A 25661-nucleotide genomic window follows, 5' to 3' on the forward strand; every position below is an offset into this window, starting at 1 on the left:
CGTAAGGGATTTGGCACTACCCGATACGGTGGTGCATCTGGCATATGCCACCGGCCTTCCTGGGGCAACCCCGGGGCGAATCGGCGGAATGACGGCTTCCACGCTAGGCTTCGGCCGCCGTACAGCAGGCGGTCCCGCCGATCCATGGTGGGAACGAGGCATACGGCCCGTGGTCACCGGCAAGAATGCCGGTCAGCGGAAATCCCGTTGCCAGCCTGTCCCCCGCACCGGATGCTGACCTCATGTTCGATCCAGACATAGCGCCCAGTGGCACCCTGCTCGGCCTCCTGCAGCGAGGCCGCGGCGACGGGACCCTGCATGCCCTCGCGGCGCCGCGGGCCGAGGCGCTCGCGGCACTCAACGACAGCGTGCTGCGCGACCCCCGGCGCGACTGGCAGGTCGAGAACCGCTCGCTCTACTACGCACGCCTCTACATGCAGCTCGACGGCGGGCTCGAGCAGATCGAACGCCATCTCTTCCACCCCGACGACCTCGTCGACACCGGCGAGGAGCGCACCGGCCTGGCCCTCGCCGTCCTCGGCCACCTCGCCGCGTACGGCAGGGACGCCGCCCGCCTGCTGCTGCGCAGCTATGCCGCGGCCGGCAGCAACTGGCGCTGGGCCCTGGACGAGCTTGCGCTGCGTGACGACGATGCCGGGCTGATGACCCTCGCCCCCGCCGTCCTTGCCCGCTTCCCCGAGACCGAGGAGGGCGAGGCCGAGCTGGCCGCCGCCGTCCGCGACGCCTTCGAGCCCCGGCCCTGGCGGCTGTGGGCCGAGGACCCCCGTTACCGCGCGCGCCTGGCCGCCGCCGGGGAACAGGGCTCCTTCGACCGCTGGCAGCGGCAGCTGCGACCCAGCGGGCCGCGGCCCGGCTGGAGCGTGACCGAGGTGCTGGAGTGGGCCCAGCAGGGCCTGGAGCTGGAGCCCGTGGAGCAGCGGCACCACGCCGCCGCCCGCTGCCTGGGCGCCGTCGCCGGCCCCGAGGACCGCCCCGAGCTGCTGCGCGCCGCGCACAGCGCCCCGGACGCGGCGCGCGCCGCCGTGCTCCACCACCTCGCCGAGCGCGGCGACCCGGCCACCCTCGACCTGATCGAGGCCGCGGTGGCCGACCTCTTCTCCTCCGAGCAGCTGGTCTCCGCCGCGCTCGCCGCCTTTACCCGGATGCGCAGTGTGGCCGCCATCGAGCGGGCCCGTATCTGGGCGCCGCGTACGGACCGGCTGGGCGCGGCCGCCGCCGCGGTGCTCGCCCGCCGCGGCGGGCTGCGCGACGCCGAGCCGGTGCTGGCCGCGCTGCGCAGGACCGTGCGCGAGGAGGGGCCGGACGCGGACGGCCTGTGGGAGCTGGTCGACGGCACCGGCCGCCTCGGCGTCGGCTGCGCCGCCCCCGTCCTGCGGCACATCTACCGCGAGACCTCCTCCTCCCACCTCCGCGGCCGGGCCGCCGGGGCGCTCGCCGCCACCGACCCCGGCTTCGCGGCCGGTTTCGCCGTCGAGTGCCTGTGGGACTGCGAGGAGACCACCAGAGAACTGGCCGCCCGGCACGCCGCCACCGGCGACGACCGGGTCGTCGAACAGCTGCGGCGCCTGGCCGCCGACCCGGCGGAGGAGGACGAGGTCCAAACGGCCGTCCGCAGCCGAATCGGACCCGAGGGGTCCTAGGCTCTTCCCACGTTTTCGGCTTTCCTGTCGTGGTGGCTTCTCGCCGTTGAGGCTCCGCTGCGCGGGGCGTGGGCTCGGGTGAAGCTTGCGGGTGCCTCGCCGTTGCGCCTGCGGCGGGCGGGTCCGCTGCGCGGGGCTGTCGGGGTGCGGTGACGGACCTCCGCGGGTGGGGGTGTCCGGACTGCTTCGCTTTACGTCCGGACACCCCCACCCGCTCCGGCCCGTCCCCTCCCGTTGGGGGAGGGAAGAAACCTTGGTGGGAGTGCACGCCGGTGGTCCCCTGCTCCTCGCGAAGCAGGAGTGAAATCACCGCCTACGGACGCCCGCCCCCACCTACCTGTACTCACTCCTCCCACGGGAGGGGACGGGCCGGAGGGGCCTGGTGTGTGGACGTAAAGCGAAGCAGTCCACACACCAGGCCCCGGAGGTCCGTCACCGCACCCACAAACCACCCAGCCCGCCGCAGGCGCCACGGCGAGCAACCACCACGGCGGGAAAGCCGAAAACGCGGGGCCAAAGGCAAAGCGCAGCGGAACGTTCTCCGGCAGGAAAGATCCCTTTGGCTCCCTCCACGCACGGCGCGCCGACAACAGCCGTATGCGTGTCGTCCTCGTCACCGAATCCTTCCCGCCCGATGTCAACGGCGTCTCCCACTGCGCCCTGCAAACCGCCCGGCACCTCGTCCGGCGCGGCCACGATCCGCTGGTCATCGCGCCGCTCGGGGGTGCTTCGGCGGATGCGGGTACGGACGAGAGTCCCTGCCCCGTCGTCCGGGTGCCCTCCATGCCGCTGCCCGGCTATCCGCAGGTGCGGATCGCGCTCCCCGGGCGCCGGCTGTCCGCGGCGCTCGACGGGCACCGCCCCGACCTGGTGCACCTGGCCAGCCCCTTCGTCCTGGGGGCCCGCGGGATGGCGGCCGCCGCCCGCCGTCAGGTGCCCGCGATCGCCGTCTACCAGACCGATCTGGGCCGCTATGCCCGCACCTATCTCGGCGGTGGCGCGGCGACGGCCTGGCGGCGCATCCGGGCGGTGCACGCGGCCGCCGACCGCACCCTGGCGCCCTCCAGCGCGGCGCTGCTGGATCTGACCGAGAACGGGGTGCCACGGGTCCACCTGTGGCCGCGCGGTGTCGACTCCGAGCGGTTCCACCCCGGGCGGCGCGACGCGGTGCTGCGCAGCTCACTGACCGCGGGACGGGAGCTGCTGGTGGGGTACGTGGGGCGGCTCGCGCCGGAGAAGGACGTCCGGATGCTGGCCGAGACCTCGCGGCTGCCGGGCGTACGCACCGTCGTCATCGGCGAGGGTCCCAGCGCCGCCGGGCTGCGCACCGCGCTGCCGGAGGCCCGCTTCCTCGGCCGCCGCACCGGAGACGAACTCGCACGTCTCTACGCGTCGTTGGATGTCTTTGTGCATACCGGGCCGTACGAGACGTTCTGCCAGACCGTGCAGGAGGCGATGGCCTCCGGTGTGCCGGTGGTGGCGCCGCGGGCGGGCGGTCCGATGGACCTGGTGGACCACGGCCGTACGGGGCTGCTGGTGACGCCCGGCGACGGCGGCGCGTTCCGGGACGCGGTGCGCTTCCTCGCGGACAGCGCCGAGGTGCGCGAACGGTTCGGTGCCGCGGCCCGGGGGGCCGTCGCGGACCGCACCTGGGAGGCGGTCGGTGACCAGCTCCTGGGGCACTACGAGGCCGTGCTCAGCGACCGGACGGCGGTGGCGGCATGACCGCGCGGCGCGGCACCGGGGCGGGTCTGCGGATCGTCCGGATCGCCAACTTCGTCACCCCGGCCTCCGGCGGGCTGCGCACCGCGCTGCGTGAGCTCGGCGCGGGCTACCGGGCCGCCGGGCACGAGCCGGTGCTCATCGTCCCCGGCCCGCCAGGGGCGGACGGGACGGCCGGACTCCGCGACGAACTCACCGGGCAGGGACGGGTGATCACCGTGCCGGGGCCCGAGCTGCCGGGCAGCGGCGGCTACCGCGTGCTGACCGACCGCCGCCGGCTGGAGCGGCTGCTGCACTCGCTGGCCCCCGACCGGCTGGAGGTCTCCGACCGTACGACGCTGCGCTGGACGGGGGAGTGGGCGCGCCGGGCGCGGGTGCCCGCGGTGATGGTCTCCCACGAGAGTGTGGACGGGGTGCTGCGTACCTGGGGTGTGCCGCAGCCGCTCGCCCGCGCCGCCGCGGACCGGCTCAACCGCCGTACGGCGCACGCCTACAGCCGGGTCGTGTGCACCACCGAGTGGGCGGCGGCCGAGTTCCTCCGGGCCGGTGCGCGCAATGTGGTGCGCGCACCGCTCGGTGTCGATCTCGCGGCCTGGCACCCGGACTGCCGCAGCGCCGCGCTGCGGCGGCACTGCGCGGGCCGGGCGGAGTTCCTGCTGCTGCTCTGCTCCCGGCTGTCGCAGGAGAAGCGGCCGGGCCGGGCCCTGGACGCGCTGGCGGAGCTGCGGCGGCGCGGGGTCGACGCGGCGCTGGTGGTGGCCGGTGACGGGCCGCTGCGGGCACGGCTGGAGGCCCGGGTGCGGGCCGAGCGGCTGCCCGTGGCGTTCCTCGGCCATCTCGCCGACCGCTCCCGGCTCGCCGCGCTGCAGGCCGGCGCCGATCTCGCGCTGGCACCCGGCCCGGCCGAGACCTTCGGGCTGGCCGCCCTGGAGGCGCTCGCCTGTGGCACACCGGTGGTCGCCAGCGCGGCGTCGGCGCTGGCGGGTCTGGTCGGCAGCGGCGGGGACACGGCGCTCGACGACGGGCCGTCCTTCGCCGATGCGGTCCAGCGGGTCCTGGCCCGGCCGGAGCCCGCCCGGCGCGCCGCCGCCCGACGGCGTGCCGAGGGTTACGGCTGGCAGCCCGCCGTCGACGCCTTTCTGGCGGCGCACGACGCGCCCGCACCGGTCGGCAGGCCGGTCGCCGCGGCCGCGCCGCATCCGGCCGGCCCGTTGGGCGGGTGGTGACGGTGGGCTCCGAGGGGGCGGTGATACCGGCGCAGGCGCCGGACGGGGGGCGGTCCGCGGCCCCGGACTGCTTTGTCGCGCTCGGTGATTCCCTGACCGAGGGGCTCGGCGACCCGGTACCGGGCGGTGGCTGGCGCGGCTGGGCCGCCCTGCTGGCCGAGGCGCTGGGCGAACGGCCCGGGAGCGTCCCGCTGGTGAATCTGGCGCGGAGCGGGGCGCAGGCCGCCGATGTCGCCGAACGGCAGCTGCCCGCGGCACGGGCGCTCGGCCCGCGCTTCGCCTCGCTGCTCGTGGGGGCGAACGACACCCTGCGCGCCGCCTTCGCCATCGAGCGGATCGCGGCCGCGCTGGACCGGGCGCACGGCGCGCTGAGTGCCGACGGGGCCGTGGTGCTGACGGCATGTCTGCCCGATCCGGGCCGGATGCTGGGGCTGCCCGCGCCGCTGGCCCGTCCGCTGGGGCGCCGGATGCGTGCCGTGAACACCGTCGTCCATGCGGTGTCCGCCCGCTACGGGGGCGTGCATCTGCACCTCGCCGACCACGCCTGGGTCGCCGACCGGGCCTCCTGGAGCGTGGACCGGCTGCACCCCAGCGAGCACGGCCACCGGCTGCTGGCCCGCGGCTTCCACACGGCGCTCGCCGCCACCGGCCTGCCCGTCGGACCGCCGCCCGCGCTCACCCTCGACGGGCCGCCGCCGACCCGCGCCGGCTCCGTGCTGTGGATGGCGACCCGGGGGACCCGCTGGGTCGCCGACCGGTGTACGGACCTGCTGCCCGGGCTGGTCGGTCTCGCGCTCCAGGAGTGCCGGCACGGTCTGGCCGGCTCCGGGCGTCTGCTGGACGCCGCGGCCGACCGCGCCACCCGCTCCGCGCTCGCCGCGCTGGGCCGGACGGACGGCGCGGGGACCGGCAAAGACCCCTCGATGACGAAGGGCGCTGCGACAATGGCGGGATGACCGGACGCTGGGAGTTCTGGATCGACCGGGGTGGCACGTTCACGGACGTCGTCGGCCGGCGGCCGGACGGGCGGCTGGTCACCACCAAGCTGCTCTCGCACCATCCGGAGCGCTACCGGGACGCCGCGGTGGCCGGTGTCCGGATGATGCTGGGGCTCGGCCCGGACGAACCGGTGCCCGCCGAGAAGGTGTCCGTCGTCAAGATGGGGACCACCGTCGCCACCAACGCCCTGCTGGAGCGCAAGGGCGAACCGACGGTACTGCTGATCACCGAAGGCTTCCGGGACGCCCTGCGGATCGCCTACCAGAACCGGCCGCGGATCTTCGACCGGCGGATCGTGCTGCCCGAGGCGCTCTACGACCGGGTGATCGAGGTACCGGAGCGGATCGGCGCACAGGGCGAGCTGGTCCGGCCGCTGGACGTGGACGAGGTCCGCCGGGCGCTGGTCCGGGCCCGCGCGGACGGTCTGCGCAGCGCCGCCGTCGTCCTGCTGCACGGCTACCGCCACGCCGAGCACGAGCAGGCCGTCGCCGAGCTGGCCCGGCGCGCCGGCTTCGCCCAGGTCAGCTGCTCGCACGAGGTCAGCCCGCTGATGAAGCTGGTGCCGCGCGGCGACACCACCGTCGTCGACGCCTACCTCTCCCCGATCCTGGGCCGCTATGTCGACGAGATCGCCGCCCAACTCCCCGGCATCCGGCTGATGTTCATGCAGTCCAACGGCGGGCTGCGGCAGGCCGCGCACTTCCGCGGGAAGGACGCGGTGCTGTCCGGGCCCGCAGGCGGCGTCGTCGGGATGGTCCGTACGGCCGCCGAGGCCGGCGGCGGCCACGACCGGGTCATCGGCTTCGACATGGGCGGCACCTCCACCGATGTGTCGCACTACGCCGGCGAGTTCGAGCGGGTCTTCGGCAACGAGGTCGCGGGCGTACGGATGCGCGCCCCCATGATGAACATCCACACCGTCGCGGCCGGCGGCGGCTCGGTGCTCCACTTCGACGGCCGCCGCTACCGGGTCGGTCCCGACTCGGCCGGCGCGGACCCGGGACCGGCCTGCTACCGGCGCGGCGGCCCGCTCACCGTCACCGACGCCAATGTGATGCTCGGCCGCATCCAGCCCGCGCACTTCCCGGCGGTGTTCGGCCCGGACGGTGACCAGCCGCTGGACGCCGAGGCGGTCCGCGCCCGCTTCGCGGAACTGGCCGAGCGGGCCGCCGCCGAGGCCGGGGACGACCGCGGACCCGAGGAGGTCGCGGCCGGGTTCCTCGACATCGCGGTGCTCAACATGGCCAACGCCGTCAAGAAGATCTCCGTCCAGCGCGGCCATGACATCACCCGCTACGCCCTCACCAGCTTCGGCGGAGCCGGCGGCCAGCACGCCTGCGCGGTCGCCGACGCGCTGGGCATCGACACGGTGCTCGTCCCGCCGCTGGCCGGGGTGCTCTCCGCGTACGGCATCGGGGTCGCCGACGCCACCGCGATGCGCGAGCAGGCCGTCGAGGCGGAGTTCACGGACCCCGCGGCCCTGCGCCGCGTCCAGGAGGTGTGCGACTCCCTCGCCGCGCAGACCCGACGCGAACTCCACGACGACGGGGTGCCGGACGCCTCGGTCACCACCCGCGCCCGGGTGCTGATCCGCTACGCCGGGACCGACTCCACGATCGGCGTCCCGCTGGCCGACGCCGACACCATGGCCGCGGAGTTCGTCCGGGCGCACCGCGAGCGCTACGCCTTCACCATGGACAAACCGCTGGTGGCCGAGGCGGTGTCGGTCGAGGCGCTGGGAGCGCCCGGCGGTGCCGGGGAGCATGAGACGCAACCCGGCGACAGGGAAGGGGAGTTGACGCCCGCCGCGACGATCCGGATGTACACCGGCGGCCGCTGGCAGGACACCGGCCTCTACCGGCGCACCGACCTGCGCCCCGGCGACACCCTCACCGGCCCGGCCGTCATCGCCGAGGAGGACGCGACCACGGTCCTCGACCCGGACTGGCAGGCGGCCATGGGCGACCGCGGACACCTCACACTGACCCGGACCCGGGCGCGCACCGACCGGGTCGCGGTCGGCACGGCGGCCGACCCGGTGATGCTGGAGGTCTTCAACAGTCTCTTCATGGCCATCGCCGAGCAGATGGGCGTCCGCCTGGAGAACACCGCACACTCCGTCAACATCAAGGAACGCCTCGACTTCTCCTGCGCCCTCTTCGACGCCGACGGCAATCTGATCGCCAACGCCCCGCACATCCCCGTGCACCTGGGCTCGATGGGGGAGTCCATCAAGGAGGTGCTCAGGCGCCGCGGCGACGAGATGCGGCCCGGCGATGTGTACGCGATCAACGATCCGTACCACGGGGGCACCCACCTCCCCGACGTCACCGTGGTCACCCCCGTCTTCGACACCGACGGGGACACCCTGCTGTTCCTGGTGGCCTCCCGCGGACACCACGCCGAGATCGGCGGCATCACCCCGGGCTCGATGCCCGCCTTCAGCAGCACCATCCAGGAGGAGGGCATCCTCTTCGACAACTGGCTGCTGGTGCGCGACGGCGAACTGCGCGAGGACGCGACCCGCGAACTGCTCGCCGCCGGCCCCTACCCCTCCCGCGCACCGGACGCCAACCTCGCCGATCTGCGGGCCCAGATCGCCGCCAACGAGAAGGGCATCCAGGAACTGAGGCGGATGACCGAGCAGTTCGGGTTGGACGTCGTCCAGGCCTATATGGGCCACGTCCAGGACAACGCCGAGGAATCGGTCCGGCGGATCATCGCCCGGCTGTCGGACGGCAGCTACCGCTACGACACCGACAGCGGGGCCGAGATCCATGTCGCGCTGACCGTCGACCGCGCCGCCCGCAGCGCCGTACTGGACTTCGCCGGCACCTCACCCCAGCAGCCCGGCAACGCGAACGCGCCCAGCTCGGTGGTGATGGCGGCCGTCCTGTACGTCTTCCGCACCCTGGTCGCCGACGACATCCCGCTCAACAGCGGCTGCCTCAAGCCCGTACAGGTCCGCATCCCGGAGGGCTCGATGCTCGCCCCCGTCTTTCCGGCGGCCACCGTCGCGGGCAATGTGGAGACCTCCCAGGCGGTCACCGGTGCGCTCTACGCCGCGCTCGGCGTCCAGGCCGAGGGCTCGGGCACCATGAACAACCTCACCTTCGGCAATGACCGGGTGCAGTACTACGAGACCGTCGCCAGCGGTTCGGGCGCCGGCGACGGCTTCGACGGCGCGGATGCCGTACAGACCCATATGACCAACTCCCGGCTGACCGACCCCGAAGTGCTGGAGTGGCGCTACCCCGTCCGCGTCGACAGCTTCGCCATCCGCTCCGGCAGCGGCGGTACGGGCCGCTGGCACGGCGGCTGCGGTGTCGAGCGCCGGCTGCGCTTCCTGGAGCCGATGACCATCGCCCTGCTGACCAACCACCGCCGGGTCGCGCCGTACGGCATGGCGGGCGGCGCCCCGGGTGCGCTGGGCGTCAACTCCATCGAGCGGGCGGACGGTACACACGAGACCCTGGCGGGCTGTGACGCGGCGGACGTCGGCGTGGACGATGTGCTGGTGCTGCGCACACCGGGCGGCGGGGGGTACGGGGTGCCGGCGGGCGGCTGACGGCCCCGGGGCACAGGGGCGCGGGGAACTGCGCGACCGGCCACGACGCAGCCGCAGCCGCATCACGGCACTTCTCGGCACGCCCCGCGGAGCGCTCAGCGCATGCGGAAAAAGCGGACCGGTGTCCCCGGTACCGCCTGGGCCGCCGGGGCCAGACAGCGCTCGGGGACGACACCGATGACCGGGTAGCCGCCGGTCGTGGGGTGGTCGTGGAGGAAGAGGACCGGCAGGCCGTTGGGCGGGACCTGGAGGGCGCCCAGGGGCATGCCCTCGCTGGGGAGTTCGCCGCTGCGGGCGCGCTCCAGGGGTGGCCCTTCGGTGCGCAGACCGATGCGGTTGCTGGCGGGGGAGACCCGGAAGCGGCCGGTGGTGAGGGTGTGCAGACCGGAGTCGGTGAACCAGGCGTCGCGCGGGCCGGGCAGGAACGGAAGGACCAGCTCCGGCACCGGGCCATGATGCGGGACGGCATCGGCGCCGGCCGGCGGGCCGTGCGGGTCGCCCAGCGGGAGGACCGCGCCGTCGGTGAGCGGGTCCGGGCCCAGGCCGGAGAGCAGATCGGCGGCGCGGCTGCCGAGGACCGGTTCGGTGTCGATACCGCCGGCGAAGGCGAGATACGAGCGCAGACCGTGGGTGGCGGGTCCCGCGTCCAGGACGGCGCCCGCCGGGACACGGACCGGGGCGCCCCAGGGGGCGGGGCGGCCGTCGACGGTCACCGGGCAGGGGGCGCCGGTGACGGCGACGGTGGTGGCCGTACGCACCCGCAGGGCGCAGCCGGTGAGCGTCGTCTCCAGGGTGGCGGCGGACGCGGGGTTGCCCACCAGACGGTTGGCGAGCTGGTGGGCGGGTGCGTCGAGGGCGCCGGCCCGTGGCACACCGAGGTGGGCATGGCCGGGCCTGCCGAGGTCCTGGACGGTGGTGAGCGCACCGGCCCGGACGACCGAGAAGGCGCGGTCGGTCATCAGGCGGTCTCCTGCGGGACGAAGCGGACGCGGGTGCCGGGTGCGAGCAGCGCCGCCGGTTCACGGCGCGGGTCCCACAGCACGGTGCCGGTGGTGCCGATCAGCTGCCAGCCGCCGGGGGAGGAGCGCGGATAGACACCGGTGTACGGGCCGGCGAGGGCGACCGAGCCGACCGGGACCTTGGTGCGGGGCGTGTCACGGCGCGGTACGTGCAGCCGCTCGGGCAGACCGGTCAGATAGCCGAAGCCCGGTGCGAAACCGCAGAAGGCGACGTGGAATTCGGTGGCGGAGTGCAGCCGCACCACCTCGTCGGGGGTGACGCCCCACAGGGCGGCGACATCGGCGAGATCGGGGCCGTCGTAGCGGACCGGGATCTCCACGGTGGGCCGGTCGCCGGCGGTGAGCGGCGGAATGTCCCAGGCGGCGAGTTCGGCGATGAGCCCACGGGGGTCGGCGAGGCCGTCGAGGAGTACCGTACGGGCGGCCGGCACGATCTCGCGCAGCGGCGGCAGGGCTCCGTCGGCGGCCCGGCGCAGCAGTTCGGCGTGCAGCGCCTCGACCTCCTCGGCGCTGTCCAGCTCGATGAGCAGCCCGTGTTCACCGACCGGCAGCGGCCTCATACGAAGCTCCGTACGTGGACGCCGGCCGCGGTCAGCTCGGACCGGACCCGCCGGGCGAGGTCCGCGGCTCCGGGGGTGTCGCCGTGCAGACACAGCGAACGGGCCGTGATGCCCACGCGCCGGCCGTCGCGGGCGGTGACCGTGTGGTCGCGGGCCATCCCGAGGGCGCGCTTGACGACCTCGTCGGGGTCGTGGATCACCGCGCCCGGTTCACGGCGCGGTACCAGAGTGCCCTCGGGGGTGTAGGCGCGGTCGGCGAACGCCTCGCCGACGACGGGGAGTCGGGCCTCCCGGGCGGCCTCGTGCAGCTGGGAGCCGGGCAGGCCGAGGACCGGCAGCCCGCCGCCCGCGGTGCGGATGCCGTCGATGACGGCGCGGGCCTGCTCCGCGTCGTGGACACAGCGGTTGTAGAGCGCGCCATGGGGTTTGACGTAGCCGACGCGGGCACCGGCGGCGCGCGCGAAGACCTCCAGGGCACCGATCTGGTAGGCGATCTCGGCGGCCAGCTCGTCCGGCGGGACGTCCATCGCGCGGCGGCCGAAGCCGGCCAGATCGCGGTAGGAGACCTGGGCGCCGATGACCACACCGCGCTCGGCGGCCAGTTCGCACACCCGGCGCATCGTGGCCGGGTCGCCGGCGTGGAAGCCACAGGCCACATTGGCGCTGGTGACGACGGAGAGCAGCGCCTCGTCGTCGGTGAGCTGCCAGCGGCCGAAGCCTTCCCCGAGGTCGGCGTTGAGGTCGATGACGGGAGGGACCCCCATGCTGCGCTCGCTCATGCCGAAACCTCGCTCCGCTCGGCCCCGCATTCGCGTGGCGCGCACCTCTCGATGATTTGCTCGCTGCGCTCGCTCATGTATGTCCGTTCCAGAGGTGCTCGGGGCCGGCCGTGCGCGGTGGGCGGCGTGCGGGGTCCCGTGTGCGGGCAGGGGCGGGCGGGACATTCCGGCCGGCCCGTATCCGTAGTGACTCTCCCCCGAGGGCACTCGAGCCGACCGGCGTCGAGGACAACGTAGAGGATCGTTCAACGATCCGACAAGAGGTGTGTGCCATCCGTTTGAGGGTGCGTTGTTTTGTCCTCCTGTCTGGGATTGACTTTCGCTCCATGACACCGGAGACGGCCCGAAGTCGCCGCCCGGTACGGCGCGAGAGCGGGGAGCGGAATGTCCGGCGGAGTGGCGAAGAACGATCAGGGGCGGCTCACCGAGGTCTCGGGCCTGGAGCGGGACCGCCCCCTGCTGGGCCGCTCCAGCACGGCCGAGCGGGTCGCCGACATCCTGCGCGACCGGATCACCGAGGGCTACTTCCCGCCCGGCGCCCGGCTCTCCGAGGAGAGCATCGGGGGTGCGCTGGGCGTCTCGCGCAACACGCTGCGGGAGGCGTTCCGGCTGCTGACCCATGAGCGGCTGCTGGTGCACGAGCTCAACCGCGGGGTGTTCGTCCGGGTGGTGACGGTCGAGGACCTGGAGGACATCTACCGGGTGCGCACCCTCGTGGAGTGCGCGGCGGTACGGGGGCTGGGGCAGGGCCCCTACGGAGCCGGTGTGACCGAGGCCATCGCGGCGATCGAGGCCGCCGTGCAGGCCGGCGAGGCCGCCTCGGCGGACCGGGAGTGGCAGGCGCTGTCCACGGCCAACATCCGCTTTCACCAGGGCATCGTGGCCCTGGCGGGCAGCCCGCGCACGGATGAGCTGATGCGCGGCGTGCTCGCCGAACTCCGGCTGGTCTTCCATGTCATGGCCGACCCCCGGCGTTTCCACGCACCCTATTTGACCCGTAATCGCCAGATTGTCGAGGCGCTGCAGGCGGGGGATGCCGCCGAGGCCGAGCGGCTGTTGCTGTCCTATCTGGAGGACTCGCGCAGCCAGCTGTCGGGGGCGTACGCGCAGCGCATCGCCGAGGGGTGAGGGGTGGAGGGGGCCGCCGCGAGAGCCGCCCCGGGAAGTGCCGCAGATCTGTTGGTGCAGACCCCTTGTCGGATCGTTGAACAATCGCCTAGCCTCCGCTGCAATCTCTTCAACTCCTCACGGGCCCTGTGGGGTCCCCGTACGCGGAAGGCGGATCCATGATCGTGCTCCTCGGCGTGCTCGTGGTCGTGATCGGCTTCGCCACGAAACGCAATCCCTTGCTGGTCGTGGGGGTGGCCGGCATCGCGACCGGCCTCCTCGGAGGGCTGTCGCCGGGCAAGGTGCTCGCCGCGTTCGGCGAAGGCTTCGCCGGCAGCCGGGCGGTGACGATCTTCGCGATCACCCTCCCGGTCATCGGCCTCCTGGAGCGCTACGGCCTCCAGGAGCAGGCCCGTAACCTCATCGCGCGGTTCGCCAGGCTCACCACGGGCCGCTTCCTCGCGCTCTACCTGGGGCTGCGGCAGATCGGCGCGGCAGTCGGGCTGACCAATGTTTTCGGCCACGCCCAGACCGTCCGCCCGCTGGCCGTCCCGATGGCCGAAGGTGCCGCCGAGCGGAAATACGGCAAACTCCCGGACCGGACACGGGAGAAGGTCCGTTCGTTCTCCGCCAGCGCGGACAATGTCGGCCTCTTCTTCGGCGAGGACGTCTTCCTCGCCGTCGGCTCGATCCTGCTGATCACCGGCTTCGTCAACACCACCTACGGCACCCACCTCGAACCGCTGCAGCTCGCGCTGTGGGCGATCCCCACCGCCGTGTGCGCCTTCGTGGTCCACGGCTGGCGACTGCTGCGCCTGGACCGCCAGTTGGAACGCGAACTGCTCACCGCAAACGTCCGCGACACCGCCGCAGTGGAGGCCGCCCAGTGATCAAGGCAGAGTGGTTCTACTGGCTGGTGGGCCTCAGCTTCCTGGTGATGGCCGCCCAGATGGTCACCGACCGCAGCAACCCCAAGCGCTTCGGCACCGGCGCCTTCTGGGGCCTGATCGGCGCCGGCTTCATCTACAGCAGCTGGGTCGTCACCAAGCAGGCACCGGCCGAGCCCCTGGGCGTCGCGGTGCTGGTCATGGCCTGTCTGGCCGGCTTCGGCTTCACCGGACGCGGCACCCCGCGCACCACCACCCCTGAGCAGCGCGCCGCCAGCGCCGCCAAGCTCGGCAACCGGCTGTTCGTCCCGGCGCTCACCATCCCGGTCGTCGCGATGGCCTGCGCCATCGGCGTCAAGCACGTGACCATCGGGGGCGAGCCGCTCCTCCAGGAGGGCAGCGAGACCATCCTGGGCCTCGGTATCGGAGCCGTCGTCGCCCTCGTCGTCGGCATGATCATCCTCCGCGAGAAGCGGATCTCGGTGCCGGTGCAGTCCGGCCGTTCCATGCTGGAGGCGATGGGCTGGGCCATGCTGCTGCCGCAGATGCTGGCCACGCTGGGCGCCATCTTCCAGGTCTCCGGCGTCGGCGACCAGGTCGGCAAGCTCGCCACCTCCGTCCTGCCCGAGGACTCGCTCTACATCGCGGTCGTCGTCTACTGCGTGGGCATGTTCGCCTTCACCATGATCATGGGCAATGCCTTCGCCGCCTTCCCCGTGATGACCGCGGCCGTCGGCTGGCCCGTCCTGGTCGGGCACTTCGACGGCAACCCCGCCGCCGTGCTGGCCATCGGCATGCTCGCCGGATTCTGCGGGACCCTCGTGACCCCCATGGCCGCCAACTTCAACATCGTCCCGGCGGCGCTGCTGGAGCTGAAGGACCAGTACGGGCCCATCAAGGCACAGCTGCCCACTGCGGGTGTGCTGCTCGGCTGCAACATCGTGATCATGGCGCTGTTCGCCTTCTGAGCGGGCACCGCACCGCGCGCCGCGACCCCTCCGGGGTGCGGCGCGCGGGCGCTCACCCGCTCCCTCCCCGCTCGACCAGTCGCACCAAGGATGACCGAATGACCCGGGTACTGCTGACCGGATTTGCACCCTTCGACGGCGAATCCACCAACCCCTCCTGGCAGGCGGTCCGCGCCGCCGCGGACGCACCGCCCGCCGGTATCGAGGTGTCCGCCGTCGAACTGCCCTGCATCTACGGAGCGTCGATCGCGGTGCTGCGCGCCGCGATCGAGGAGACCCGCCCCGAGATAGTGGTGTGCGTCGGCCAGGCGGGCGGCCGGCCCGACATCACCGTCGAACGCGTCGCCCTCAACGTCGACGACGCCCGGATCCCCGATGCCTCGGGCGCCGAACCCATCGACGAGGCGATCGTGCCCGGCGGCCCCGCCGCGTACTTCTCCACCCTGCCGATCAAGGCATGTGTGGCGGCCGTCCGCGCCGCCGGACTGCCCGCCTCCGTCTCCAACACCGCGGGCACCTTCGTCTGCAACCACGTCTTCTACGGCCTCGCCCACCTCATCGCGACCGAACTGCCCGATGTACGCGGCGGATTCGTCCACGTCCCCTACACACCGGAGCAGGTCGTCGACCGCGCCGAGCCGTCGCTCCCGGCCGACGCGGCCGCCCGGGCCCTGCGTGAGATCGCCCTCACCGCCGCGCGCACCCGCACCGACATCCGCGTCGCCGGCGGGGCCACCCACTGAGACCGGCACCCGTGCCCACGGGACCTGGCCGCCGGCCACCGCGCGCCACGCCGTAGACTGTCGCGTCGTCCCGTGAGCGGTCCGTCAACGGATCCACCAGCGGTTCCACCCATGAGCGGATCCGCGCCGTTTCGTCCGTTGTCAGTGCGAGCGCCTACTCTGTGCGACGTGACTTTTCCCGCCCCGGGGGCCGCTGCGCCCCAGCTCAACGGCCCTCACCGGCCTGCGCCGGGCCCGGCCGCCGACGAAGGCCTGGCCCGTCGGCTGCGTGCCCTCGCATGCACCGCGCCGCTGCACGACCTCGACGTGCGCAAGGCCAACCTCGCGGGCGAGTACGGCGTCTACGCCATGGCGGAGGTGGCGCTCGCCGTCATCGATCTCGTCACCCTCAACATGGACTTCGACACCGGCGCCGACCACGAAGAGATAGTGGCGAAGGTGCTCCCCCGGGTCGCCGCCCAGGCCCCCCACCGTCCTACTGGCCAGCATGAGCGGGTGGCCCGCTGGGTGCTGGAGAACCTGATCAACGTCGGCAGCGTGGACCGCGGTTTCCGTGCCGTCTACGGCACCTTCAACACCGAGGGCGAGTACGTCCGCCGCGACTACGACTTCAAGCTCATCGAAGAGGTGCCCGGCGCCGGCGGCAGCGTCTTCCTGCGGGCCACCGACGAAGCGGTCAACGTCCTGGTCGGCGCGCTCGACACGGACGTCACCAGCGCCCAGATCGCCGCCGAGGTCAAGCTGGAGGTGCTGATCAACCGCGGCCGGCTGGCCGACGCCCAGCTCGCCGCCGAGCAGGCCCGCTACCGCACCGTGCAGTATGCGGAGACGCTGCGCAGGACCCTGGACGCCACCCGCCGCAACGTCCGCGCCGTGGACTGGCTGGAGACCGTCCCGGACATGATCAACGAGGCGCTGGACCATGTCGCGGACCGCTACCGCCACGAGAACGCCATCCTGACGAACATCCGCAAGGCCCGGGACGAGACCGAGGAGGCGGAGCACAAGCGGCGGGCCGCCGAGCTCGTCGACATCGTCAAGGACTGCATCCGCCGCCACACCCAGCTCCAGTCCCGGCTGCTGGAGGCCGGACCGCTGTTCCGCGCCGAGCAGGACCGGCAGGCCTTCGCCACCCCCGCCGCCCGCTCCGGACTCGACCTGTACGGCCAGTTGGTCGCCCCCCTGCTGCCGCTCCCCGCCGAGCAGGCCATCCGCGTCACCGACGCCTTCTTCGCCAAGGGCACGGGGCTGCGCACCCCCTCGGCCGTGCGCGTCGGGGACCTCGTCGAGATGCTGCTCACCCCGCCCATGGAGCGTGAGCACCTCGGCGCCGAGATGCCCGAGCCCGACCTGGTGGCCACCCCCGACGACAGCCGCTTCAGCGAGGCCCAGCTCGACGCCGCGATGGCGCTGCTCGACCTGCCCGCCGACGCGCCCCGCAGGCTCTCCGGCCTGCTTGCCGAGGCGCGCCGCAGCGATCCCGAACTCCCCTACCTCGTCGCCCTGCTGGCGGTGCACGCCGCCAGCCCGCCGGTCGGCACGGCCTACCGCCAGGGCGAACAGCAGCTGCTGTTCGCCGTCGACGACGGCACGGAGCTGACGGACCCCGAGTTCGGTGGCGCCGACCTCATCGTCGGCACGGCGCTGCTGGACGCCGCCGGAATGGCCGCGGACCGCTCGGAGGTGGCCTGATGCCCCGCGCCCAGGACGAGCGGTCGGCGAACGGCGGGGCGTGGCCGGTCCGGCAGGGCCGCGGCGCGCCGGGCCGCCGTCCGCCGTCGCGCCGGCCCGAGATGTCCCAGACCGTCCCCCGCAAGGAGCTTGTTCCGTGACCCAGTACGACGAGGCGCCGCAGCCGGACCTGGCGTCCGGGGCCGGTGAGCCGGGCTGGGGCGTGCCCACCGCCGACGCCGAGCCGGCCGCGGCGAAGTGGGCGCCCCTGACCCCCGCCGATGCCGCCGACGCCGCACGGCTGGTCTCCTTCGGCCTCCAGCCCAAGCTGCTGCCCGCGCGTGACGCCGAATACAGCGAACTCCTGCGCCGCTATCGGGACGACCCGGCCTTCGCCCGGCTCGCCGACGCCGTCGCCACCGGCCTCGGCCTGGTCGTCCTGGAGGTGTCCACCCGCGCCGGGATGGCCGTCACCGCCGACGAGGACTCCGTCTTCGCCGTACGGATGGGCGACTACGCCCGCCGTGCCTCCGCCGACTCCGCCGACCGCTTCCTGCACGGCCTGGCCCATCTCGCCGTCGCCGCGCTGGCCTTCCCGCGCCCCGAGGACCTCGCCGACGACGGTTACATCGGCCGGATCACGGTCAATGGCGTCGATGCCTTCGTCCGGCAGGCCTGCCGCCGGCTGGAGGAGCGCGCCGAGCAGGAGGGCGAGAACACCGACCCGGCCACCGACGCCCCCGGCCTGGAATCCGCGTGGCGCATGTATGCCCGGCGCAGCGCGACCGGCGCCACCAAGGACGCCCGCCGGCTAGCCGGTTCGACCACCGGCATCATCGCCAAGGCCGTCACCTTCCTCGTCGACTCCGGCTTCCTCCAGCGCACCGGTGACGACGCCGGCGGCGCCTACCGCACCACCGCCCGCTATCAGCTCCAGGTCCGCGACATGGCCGGCAGCGCCGCCATGGCCGAACTCCTGGAGCTGGGAATCGTCCCCGTCGCCGACGGCAGTGCCGCCCTGCTGCCGGGCGAGGAAACCGACGACCTCGACCTGGTCGCGGACGCCGGACTGCCCTTCCACTCCGGCTGAGGGGCCGTTCGACCAGCACCGCTCCTACCTCCCACCGACCACGACGGCTCCCACCGACTGCCGCCGCTTCTACCGACCACTACCGCTCCCACCGACCACTACCGCTCCCACCGACTGCCGCCGCTCCTACCTCCCACCGACCACCACCGCTCCCACCGACCGTCGCCCGACCGAGACTCCCCCCCCCACCCCCGAACCCACCCCCGCCCCCTCCCCCGAAGGGGGAGGAGGGGGAGGGGGCGGGGGAGCAGCGTCACCCCTTCCCGACACGACAACGAGAGTCCGCCATGTACGAGCTGTCCCGGGTCCGCCTCTACTCCATCGGGCCCGCCGGTGCGCGCTATGCCGACACCGTGCTGGACCTGCGCGGAGTCGGTGCGCCCGTGCCCCGACCGGCCCCGGCCCAGGCGGACTTCTTCGAGGACGAACCGGTCGGCCCGCCGCGCCGCCCGGCCCCCGCGGGCGTGCTCTTCCTGGAGAACGGCGGCGGCAAGTCCGTCCTGCTCAAGCTGATCTTCTCGGTGATGCTGCCCGGTCACCGCAACACCCTCGGCGGCGCCAGCTCCGGCGTGCTGCGCAAGTTCCTGCTGGCCGACGACTGCGGCCATGTCGCCCTGGAGTGGCAGCACGTCCTGACCGGCGAGAGCGTGGTCGTCGGCAAGGTCAGCGAATGGCGCGGCCGGCAGGTCTCCAACGACCCCCGGAAGTTCGCCGAGGCCTGGTACAGCTTCCGGCCCGGCCCCGGGATGAGCCTGGACTCCCTCCCCGTCGCCGAGGCCACCGTCGTCCGCCCCCGCCAGGAGAGCGGCGAGGGCAGCTCCGGAGCCCAGGGCCGCCGCCGGACGATGAAGGGCTTCCGCGACGTCCTCACCGAGGCGGGGAAGAACTACCCCAATCTGGATGTGGTCTGGGAGGAGGGCCACGAGCGCTGGAACGTACACCTCGGCGAGCTGGGCCTGGACCCGGAACTCTTCCGCTACCAGCGGGAGATGAACGCCGATGAGGGTGAGGCGGCCGGCCTGTTCGCGGTCAAGAACGACTCGGACTTCACCGACCTGCTGCTGCGCGCCGTCACCGACACCCGCGACACCGACGGCCTCGCCGATCTGGTGCACGGCTTCGCCCACAAGCTCGGCCGGCGCGCCGAACTCACCGCCGAACGGGACTTCACGGCCGGCTCCCTCGATCTGCTCTCCCGTATCGCCGACGCCGCCGAACAGCGCGAACGCGCCCGCGAGGTGCACGCCGGGGCCGAGCGCCGCACCCGCGGCCTCGCCCAGCGGCTGCACGCCCGCGGCACCGAGGAGCGCGGCCGCGCCGCCGAGCTCGCCGAGCAGGTCGCCGCCGCGGCGCACCGCGTCACCGACGCCGAGCGGGTGCGCGAGCGCCGCTCCCTGGTCTCCGCCGAACTCGCCTACCGGCACGCCTCACTGGCGCTGGCCGCCGCGGAGAAGGGCGCCGCAGCCCAGCGCCGGGAGCTCAACGACGCCCGTACGCTGCACAGCGCCTGGCAGGCCGCCGAGATCGCCCTGCGGCACCGCGCCGCGGCGGACCGCTCCGCCCGGGTCGCCGCCGCCATCCGCGAGGCCGAGCGGGACGCCGCACCCGCGCTCGCCGCCCGTGCCACCGCCGCCGCCGACCTCGTCCGCGCCCTGCACACGGCGGCCGAGGCCGGTGAGCGGATCGCCAACGAGGAGGAGGAACGGTCCGCCGCCCTCCAGGAGGCCGGCGAATCGGCGCACCGCGACGCCACCACCGCCGCCACCCACGCCCAGCGCGCCCGCAGCGAGGCCGAACACCTCAAGCAGCGGCTCTCGGAGGTCGCCGAGGAGACCGCCGAGGCGGTCCGGGCCGGCTGGCTGGACGACAGCGCCCCCGATGCCGATCCGGCCCGCGCCGCGCTCGCCGCCTCGGACGCCGAGAAGACCGCCGTGGAGGCCTGGGACTCGGCCCGCGAGGCCGCCCGGCAGGCCACCGACCGCGCCCGTGAGGCCACGGCCCGGCACTCCGCCGCCGAACTGGCGGCGGCCCGCGCCGAGGACGCCGCCGAGGCCGCCGAGCGGGCGTACGAGGCCGAGCGCGGGGCCGCCGAGTCCATCGGCGCCGAGCAGCGGCTCGCCGACCTCCTCGGACTCCCGCAGTCCGAGGCCAAGTCCCTCGGCCTGCCCGGCCCCCGTACGGCGACGTCCAGTACGGACACCGGCGCCCCGCGCCGCCCCACCGCCGGCCCGCTGACCGCCGAGGAGCTGGACCGCAACGCCGACGGGCTGCGTGAGCTGCTGGAGGAGGGCGTCGCCGGCGCCGAGCGGCAGCTGTTCGACCTGCGTACGGCCGCCGCCGACGATGCGCGGATCCTCGGCGCGCTGGGCGACGGCGGTCTGCTGCCCCCGGGGCCGGATGTGCTGGCCGCCGTGGAGTACCTGGGCGAGCACGGTGTCCCCGCGCTGCCGGGCTGGCGCTATCTCGCCCAGTCCGTCGACCCCGCCGACCACACCCGGGTGCTCGCCGCCCGCCCCGAGCTGGTCGACGGCGTGATCATCACCGACCCGGACACCCATGCGCGGGCCCGCGAGGTGCTCGCCCAGGCCGCGCTGCTGCCGCGCTCGGCCGTCGCGGTCGGCACCGCCGCCGCGCTGCTCGCGCCCACGCCCGCCCCCGACGAGCGGGAGACCGGTGTCTTCCTCGTCCCGCCGAACCCGGCGATGCACGACGAATCCGCCGCGGACGAGGAGCGCCAGGCGCTGCGGGCGCGCGCCATAGAGCGGGACGAGGAGATCCGGGCGCTGGCCGCCCGGCTCGCCGGGGACCGGGCGCTGGCCGCGCGGCTCGGCTCGTGGCGTACGGGCTGCCCGGCCGGCCGCCTCGGTGAGCTGGCCGCCGCCGCGGAGGAGACCCGGACGGCCGCGGAGGAGGCCGCGGCGGAGCTGGCCGAGGCCCGCGCGGCCCGCGACGGGACCGACGAGGTCGCGGCCGAGGCCACCCGGGTGCGCGACGAGCGCCAGGAGACCGCCCAGCGCGCCCGCCGCGCCGCGGATCTGCTGGCCGGGCTCGCCCACCGGCTGCGCGAGCGCGCCTCCTGGCAGTCCCGGATGCGTGAACTCGCCGATGAGGCAGCCGAGTTCGAGGCCCGCGCCGAGGAGTGCGTGGACCGTGCGCGGGCCGCCGACGAGGACCGCCGGGCGGCCCAGCGCGCCGCCGACGACGCCCGTCGCACCGCCCGTGCGCTGCGCGCCGAGCGGTCCGAGATCGCCGGTGTACCGGACGATCTCGGCGAGGCTCCGGAGGCCGCGAGCGCCTCCCTGCCCGCGCTGCGCGAGGCCTACCGCGCCGCCTCCCAGCTCTACGAGAAGGTCGGTGTCGGCGCCGATCTGCGCGCCGAACAGGCCCGCGCCGAGGGTGAAGAGAGCGCCGCCCTGGCCGAGCTGAACCGCCTCACCAACAAGGTCCGCACCCGCGCGGAGACGCTCCTGGAGAGCCCGGACGCCGCCGACGGCCCGTCCCGGCAGGCCGCCGCGGCCCGCGCCGAATCGCTGGTGCACATGCTGGAGACCCGCGCCTCGGCCGCCAGCGAACAGCTCGGCCGGCTGCGCGGTGAGGCCGAGCGCCTCGCCCCCACGGACGGTGAGGCGCACACCGAGCTGCCCGAGGACCTGGTGCCCGCGGACGCCGACCGCGCCAAGGAGCTGCTGCGCACCGCGGGCGGCGAACTGACCACCGCCACCGAGGCGTTGACGGCCGCCCGGGACCGGCACGAGGAGCTGCTGCGCGGCCACCGCGCCGCCGAGGACGCGGCCGGCGGCTTCGACGAGACCGCCGCCCTGCTGCGCGATCTGCTCCGTGACCACGCGGACGCCGAGGACGCGGCGGGCGGGCGGATCGAGCCGTACGCCGGCCGGGTGGAGGACGCGCGGCAGGCCGCCGCCGAGTCCCGCCGCTCGCTGCGCGGCTGCGCCGCCGATCTGTCCACCGCCGATTCCGCGGTCCGCGAGGCGAGCGACATCCTCGTACGGCACGCCAACTCCACCCGCTACGAACAGGTCCGTACCCCCGCCCGCCAGCAGATCCGCGAACTGCCCGCGGCGGCCCTGCCGGACCATGCCGCCAAGTGGGCGGAGGCCTTCGCCCCCCGGCTGCGGGTGCTCACCGACGAGCTGGAGCAGCTGGAGCGCAACCGCGACTCCATCGTCGACCGGCTCCGCGGCCTGGTCGAGTCGTCGCTGACGACACTGCGCTCCGCCCAGCGGCTGTCGCGGCTGCCCGAGGGGCTGGGGGAGTGGTCCGGACAGGAGTTCCTGCGGATCCGCTTCGAGGACCCCGACCAGGCCACGCTCACCGAGCGGCTCGGCGAGGTCATCGACGAGGCGACCCGCGCGGCCGTCAAGAAGAACAGCGATCTGCGGCGGGACGGGATGTCCCTGTTGCTGCGCGGGGTCAGCGCGGCGCTGCAGCCGCGCGGGGTGGCCGTGGAGATCCTCAAGCCGGATGCGGTGCTGCGCGCCGAGCGTGTGCCGGTCGGGCAGATGGGCGATGTGTTCTCCGGTGGCCAGCTGCTGACCGCCGCCATCGCGCTGTACTGCACGATGGCGGCGCTGCGCAGCAACGACCGGGGCCGCGACAAGCAGCGGCACGCCGGCACGCTGTTCCTGGACAACCCCATCGGCCGCGCCAACGCGACCTATCTGCTGGAGCTGCAGCGCGCCGTCGCCGATGCGCTGGGCGTCCAGCTGCTCTACACCACCGGCCTGTTCGACACCACCGCACTCGCCGAGTTCCCGCTGGTCATCCGGCTGCGCAATGACGCGGACCTGCGGGCCGGGCTGAAGTACATCAGCGTCGAGGAGCATCTGCGGCCGGGTCTGCCGCAGCAGGACCCGTCCGGCGAGGCGGTGCACGGCCAGATCACGGCGACGCGGATGTACCGCCGGCCGGAGGAACCGGCCCCCGAGGAGCCGGCGGACCCGGCCGGCGGATGACCGGCGGCGCGGGAGGCCTGCGGGCGGTCAGACCACCACCACCGACCGCAGGACCTCCCCGCGCTGCATCTTGGCGAAGGCCGCTTCGATGTCGTCGAGCGCGATGGTCTCGCTGATGAACCGTTCCAGATCGAGCTTGCCGCTCAGGAACAGATCGATCAGCACCGGGAAGTCGCGGCTGGGCAGACAGTCGCCGTACCAGGACGACTTCAGTGCGCCGCCGCGCGAGAAGAGGTCGATGAGCGGCAGCTCGATCCGCATGTCCGGCTCGGGGACACCGACCTGGACCAGCGTGCCGGCCAGATCGCGCATGTAGAACGCCTGCCGGTAGGTCTCCGGGCGGCCCACCGCGTCGATCACCACATCGGCGCCGTGCCCGCCGGTGAGCGCCCGGACCGCCTCGATGGGGTCCGTACCACGGGAGTTGACGGTGTCGGTGGCGCCGAACCGCTCGGCGGCGTCCAGCTTGCCGTCGTCGAGGTCCACGGCGATGACGCGCCGGGCCCCGGCCCGGGAGGCGCCCGCGATGGCGGCGTTGCCGACGCCGCCGCAGCCGATGACGGCGACCGTGTCCCCGCTGCCCACCCCACCGGTGTGCACCGCCGCGCCGTACCCGGCCATCACCCCGCAGCCGATCAGCCCCGCCGCCTCCGGCCGCGCCGACGGATCGACCTTCACCGCCTGCCCGGCGGCGACCAGGGTCTTCTCGGCGAAGGCGCCGATGCCCAGGGCCGCCGTCAGCTCCGTGCCGTCCAGCAGGGTCATGGGCCGGTCCGCATTGCGGGAGGCGAAGCAGTACCAGGGGCGGGCACGACGGCAGGCCCGGCACTGTCCGCACGGCGCACGCCAGGCGAGCACCACATAGTCGCCGGGCGCCAGTTCCGTGACACCCGTGCCGACGGCCTCGACGACGCCGGCCGCCTCATGGCCGAGCAGGTAGGGGAAGGCGTCGCCGATCGCGCCGTCGCGATAGTGCAGATCGGTGTGGCACACCCCGCAGGCCTGGACGGTCACGAGCACTTCGCCCGGACCGGGATCGGGCACGAGGATCGGCAGCACCTCGACGGGGGCGCCCTTCTTGAGGGCGACGACGGCGCGGGCTTCGTGCGGCATGTCTCACTCCTAAAACAGCGCCTGCGGTGGCGGCAGGGCGGGTAGCACGCGTGGGGTGGCACGGATGCCTGTGAGGGGTGGGAGTGGTGCGCTGTGCTGGGAACGGGGACAGTGGCGGAGGACGGTCCACCGCTGGCGCCGTGTTGCCTATAGTGCGCTTGGTTGCGCTATAGGAGACATGCTGGAAGTCCGTCAGGGATACGTCAAGGGGGGATTTTTCGCTACCCCGCTCAACCCGCGTACCCCATCAGGCGGGAGAGGTCGGCGGCCGCCTTCGCCGCCCGCTCCGCGAGCTCCGGCAGCAGCTGACGCTCCATCCGGTACGCCGGTCCCGAGACGCCGATCGCGCCGATCACCGCGCCGTCGTGGGCCCGCACCGGCGCCGCCACCGCGTTCAGCCCGATCTCCAACTCCTCGCTGGTGCAGGCGAATCCGTCCTCCAGCGCGGCCGCCAGCTGCTCCCGCAGACCGGCCGCCGTGGTCAGGGTGTGCTCGGTGAACCGCGGCAGCTTGCGGGTCGCCAGGGTCTCCCGCCGCGGGGCCGGCAGATGGGCCAGCAGGACCTTGCCGCTGGCGGTGGCGTGCAGCGGGGTCCGGCGGCCCAGCCAGTTGTACGCGGTGACCGCCGCTGAGCCCCTGGCCTGCATGATGTTGACCGCCGCATCGCCGTCCAGCACCGCGATGTTGGCGGTCTCCCCGGTGTCCTCGGCGAGCGCCCGGCACACCGGCTGGCCCTCCTGGGAGATGTCCAGCCGGATCGCCGCGGCACCGGCCAGCCGCAGCACTCCGGCGCCCAGGTAGTACTTCCCGCGGTCCTTCTCCTGCTCCACCAGCCCGCGGTTCTCCAGCACTCCGAGGATCCGGAACGCGGTCGACTTGTGGACGCCCAGCTCCTCGGAGATCTCGGTCACCCCGGCCTCGCCCAGCTTGGCGAGGATCTCCAGCACGCTCACCGCGCGGTCCACGGACTGGACGGATCCCGCCCCGCCGCGCCGTTCCTCGGACCGGTCGTCCGCCGTATCGCTCGTCTTCGGCATGGGTCTTCGTGTCACCACCCGGTGGCCCCGCGGGGCACGTCTGAAGGCATCTGCCGGGAAGCCCTTGACGGCCCGCGTCCCGGCTTGGATTCTGTTGCGCATCGCGCTCTGCGATGCGTTATTCAGAACACATGATACCGATCAGCGCGAGGGGGGCCAGATGATTCCCGTCTGCCGCATCGAGGACCTGCCCGAGGGCGAGTCCGTCCGGATCGAGATCGACGACGCCACACCGGCCATCGCGGTCTTCCACGCCGAGGGCGGTTTCTACGCCGTCGATGACACCTGCAGCCACCAGGACGCCTCGCTCTCCGAGGGCTATGTCGAGGGCTGCTTCGTCGAATGCCCGCTGCATGCGGCCCTGTTCGACCTGCGCACCGGAGCCCCGACCTGTCTGCCCGCCCGCCGGCCGGTGCGCACGCACCAGGTGGACGTCCTGGACGGCATCATTCATGTGCGGCCCGCCGTGCGGGAAGAGGCGGTGGCGTAAAAACACCCGGCCACGGGCAGCCGTGGCCGGCAGGTGTGGCGCGGCCCT

19 protein-coding genes are annotated in these 25661 nt (G+C 73.9%); 14 read left to right on the plus strand and 5 right to left on the minus strand.

Translation table 11 applies throughout. From position 1 onward, the window contains the following. Positions 1-242 precede the first annotated feature (242 nt). The 5 genes from STRNI_RS35335 (at position 243) to STRNI_RS35355 (ending at position 9176) form a co-directional block, all read left to right on the plus strand. Entirely contained in the window at positions 243-1661 is a 1419-nt protein-coding gene (locus STRNI_RS35335; RefSeq protein WP_277412674.1) for a HEAT repeat domain-containing protein, read from the plus strand. 597 nt (positions 1662-2258) lie between these two features. Then, entirely contained in the window at positions 2259-3386 is a 1128-nt protein-coding gene (locus STRNI_RS35340) for a glycosyltransferase family 4 protein (protein WP_159490673.1), read from the plus strand. Then, positions 3383-4609 (plus strand): glycosyltransferase, encoded by a 1227-nt coding sequence (locus STRNI_RS35345; RefSeq protein WP_277412675.1) that lies wholly within the window; start codon positions 3383-3385, stop codon positions 4607-4609. The genes STRNI_RS35340 and STRNI_RS35345 overlap by 4 nt, the downstream gene beginning before the upstream one ends. Before the next feature lie 23 nt (positions 4610-4632). Next, a complete protein-coding gene (locus tag STRNI_RS35350) occupies positions 4633-5565 on the plus strand; it encodes an SGNH/GDSL hydrolase family protein (RefSeq protein ID WP_277413364.1) in 933 nt (310 codons plus the stop codon). Next, positions 5562-9176: a hydantoinase B/oxoprolinase family protein gene (locus STRNI_RS35355; RefSeq protein ID WP_277412676.1), complete on the plus strand. Its 3615-nt coding sequence runs from the start codon at positions 5562-5564 to the stop codon at positions 9174-9176. The genes STRNI_RS35350 and STRNI_RS35355 overlap by 4 nt, the downstream gene beginning before the upstream one ends. Before the next feature lie 95 nt (positions 9177-9271). Here STRNI_RS35355 and STRNI_RS35360 read toward each other — a convergent pair whose 3' ends face one another. From STRNI_RS35360 to STRNI_RS35370, 3 genes are read right to left on the minus strand one after another with little or no spacing between them, the layout of a single operon-like run. Continuing rightward, positions 9272-10135 (minus strand): 5-oxoprolinase subunit C family protein, encoded by an 864-nt coding sequence (locus STRNI_RS35360; protein WP_277412677.1) that lies wholly within the window; start codon positions 10133-10135, stop codon positions 9272-9274. Then, on the minus strand, positions 10135-10755 hold the full coding sequence (gene pxpB / locus STRNI_RS35365) for a 5-oxoprolinase subunit PxpB (protein ID WP_093638578.1): 621 nt from the start codon (positions 10753-10755) through the stop codon (positions 10135-10137). The genes STRNI_RS35360 and pxpB overlap by 1 nt, the downstream gene beginning before the upstream one ends. Continuing rightward, positions 10752-11534, minus strand: a complete 783-nt coding sequence (locus STRNI_RS35370; protein WP_277412678.1) for a LamB/YcsF family protein — start codon at positions 11532-11534, stop codon at positions 10752-10754. Before STRNI_RS35370 ends, pxpB begins: the two co-directional genes overlap by 4 nt. Positions 11535-11918: 384 nt before the next feature. Here STRNI_RS35370 and STRNI_RS35375 point away from each other — a divergent pair, with 384 nt between their 5' ends. The 8 genes from STRNI_RS35375 (at position 11919) to STRNI_RS35410 (ending at position 22973) form a co-directional block, all read left to right on the plus strand. Beyond that, on the plus strand, positions 11919-12662 hold the full coding sequence (locus STRNI_RS35375) for a GntR family transcriptional regulator (RefSeq protein ID WP_018090660.1): 744 nt from the start codon (positions 11919-11921) through the stop codon (positions 12660-12662). A gap of 158 nt (positions 12663-12820) precedes the next feature. After that, a complete protein-coding gene (locus STRNI_RS35380) occupies positions 12821-13531 on the plus strand; it encodes a DUF969 domain-containing protein (RefSeq protein WP_127149676.1) in 711 nt (236 codons plus the stop codon). Next, positions 13528-14496, plus strand: coding sequence for a DUF979 domain-containing protein (locus STRNI_RS35385; RefSeq protein WP_093638567.1), 969 nt, complete (start codon positions 13528-13530; stop codon positions 14494-14496). Before STRNI_RS35380 ends, STRNI_RS35385 begins: the two co-directional genes overlap by 4 nt. 98 nt (positions 14497-14594) lie before the next feature. Next, positions 14595-15239 carry a pyroglutamyl-peptidase I gene (gene pcp / locus STRNI_RS35390; protein WP_109888106.1) on the plus strand — a complete coding sequence of 215 codons (645 nt, stop codon included), beginning with the start codon at positions 14595-14597 and terminating at the stop codon, positions 15237-15239. A gap of 168 nt (positions 15240-15407) precedes the next feature. Further along, positions 15408-16931, plus strand: coding sequence for a hypothetical protein (locus tag STRNI_RS35395; RefSeq protein ID WP_026169805.1), 1524 nt, complete (start codon positions 15408-15410; stop codon positions 16929-16931). Then, entirely contained in the window at positions 16931-17071 is a 141-nt protein-coding gene (locus STRNI_RS35400; RefSeq protein ID WP_018090655.1) for a hypothetical protein, read from the plus strand. Before STRNI_RS35395 ends, STRNI_RS35400 begins: the two co-directional genes overlap by 1 nt. After that, positions 17068-18000, plus strand: coding sequence for a hypothetical protein (locus tag STRNI_RS35405; protein WP_174876483.1), 933 nt, complete (start codon positions 17068-17070; stop codon positions 17998-18000). Before STRNI_RS35400 ends, STRNI_RS35405 begins: the two co-directional genes overlap by 4 nt. A 287-nt stretch (positions 18001-18287) precedes the next feature. Beyond that, positions 18288-22973 (plus strand): coiled-coil domain-containing protein, encoded by a 4686-nt coding sequence (locus tag STRNI_RS35410; RefSeq protein WP_277412679.1) that lies wholly within the window; start codon positions 18288-18290, stop codon positions 22971-22973. Positions 22974-23000: 27 nt separating this feature from the next. Here STRNI_RS35410 and STRNI_RS35415 read toward each other — a convergent pair whose 3' ends face one another. Both STRNI_RS35415 and STRNI_RS35420 read right to left on the minus strand, forming a co-directional pair. Further along, complete coding sequence (locus STRNI_RS35415; protein WP_277412680.1) at positions 23001-24086, minus strand: S-(hydroxymethyl)mycothiol dehydrogenase; 1086 nt, start codon at positions 24084-24086, stop codon at positions 23001-23003. A gap of 230 nt (positions 24087-24316) precedes the next feature. Next, a complete protein-coding gene (locus STRNI_RS35420) occupies positions 24317-25123 on the minus strand; it encodes an IclR family transcriptional regulator (RefSeq protein WP_277412681.1) in 807 nt (268 codons plus the stop codon). A 160-nt stretch (positions 25124-25283) separates the two neighbouring features. On the opposite strand from STRNI_RS35420, the gene STRNI_RS35425 reads away from it, so the two are divergent. Continuing rightward, positions 25284-25613 carry a bifunctional 3-phenylpropionate/cinnamic acid dioxygenase ferredoxin subunit gene (locus tag STRNI_RS35425; RefSeq protein ID WP_018090650.1) on the plus strand — a complete coding sequence of 110 codons (330 nt, stop codon included), beginning with the start codon at positions 25284-25286 and terminating at the stop codon, positions 25611-25613. Positions 25614-25661 lie beyond the last annotated feature (48 nt).

Source organism: Streptomyces nigrescens, from assembly GCF_027626975.1.
GTDB lineage: Bacteria > Actinomycetota > Actinomycetes > Streptomycetales > Streptomycetaceae > Streptomyces > Streptomyces nigrescens.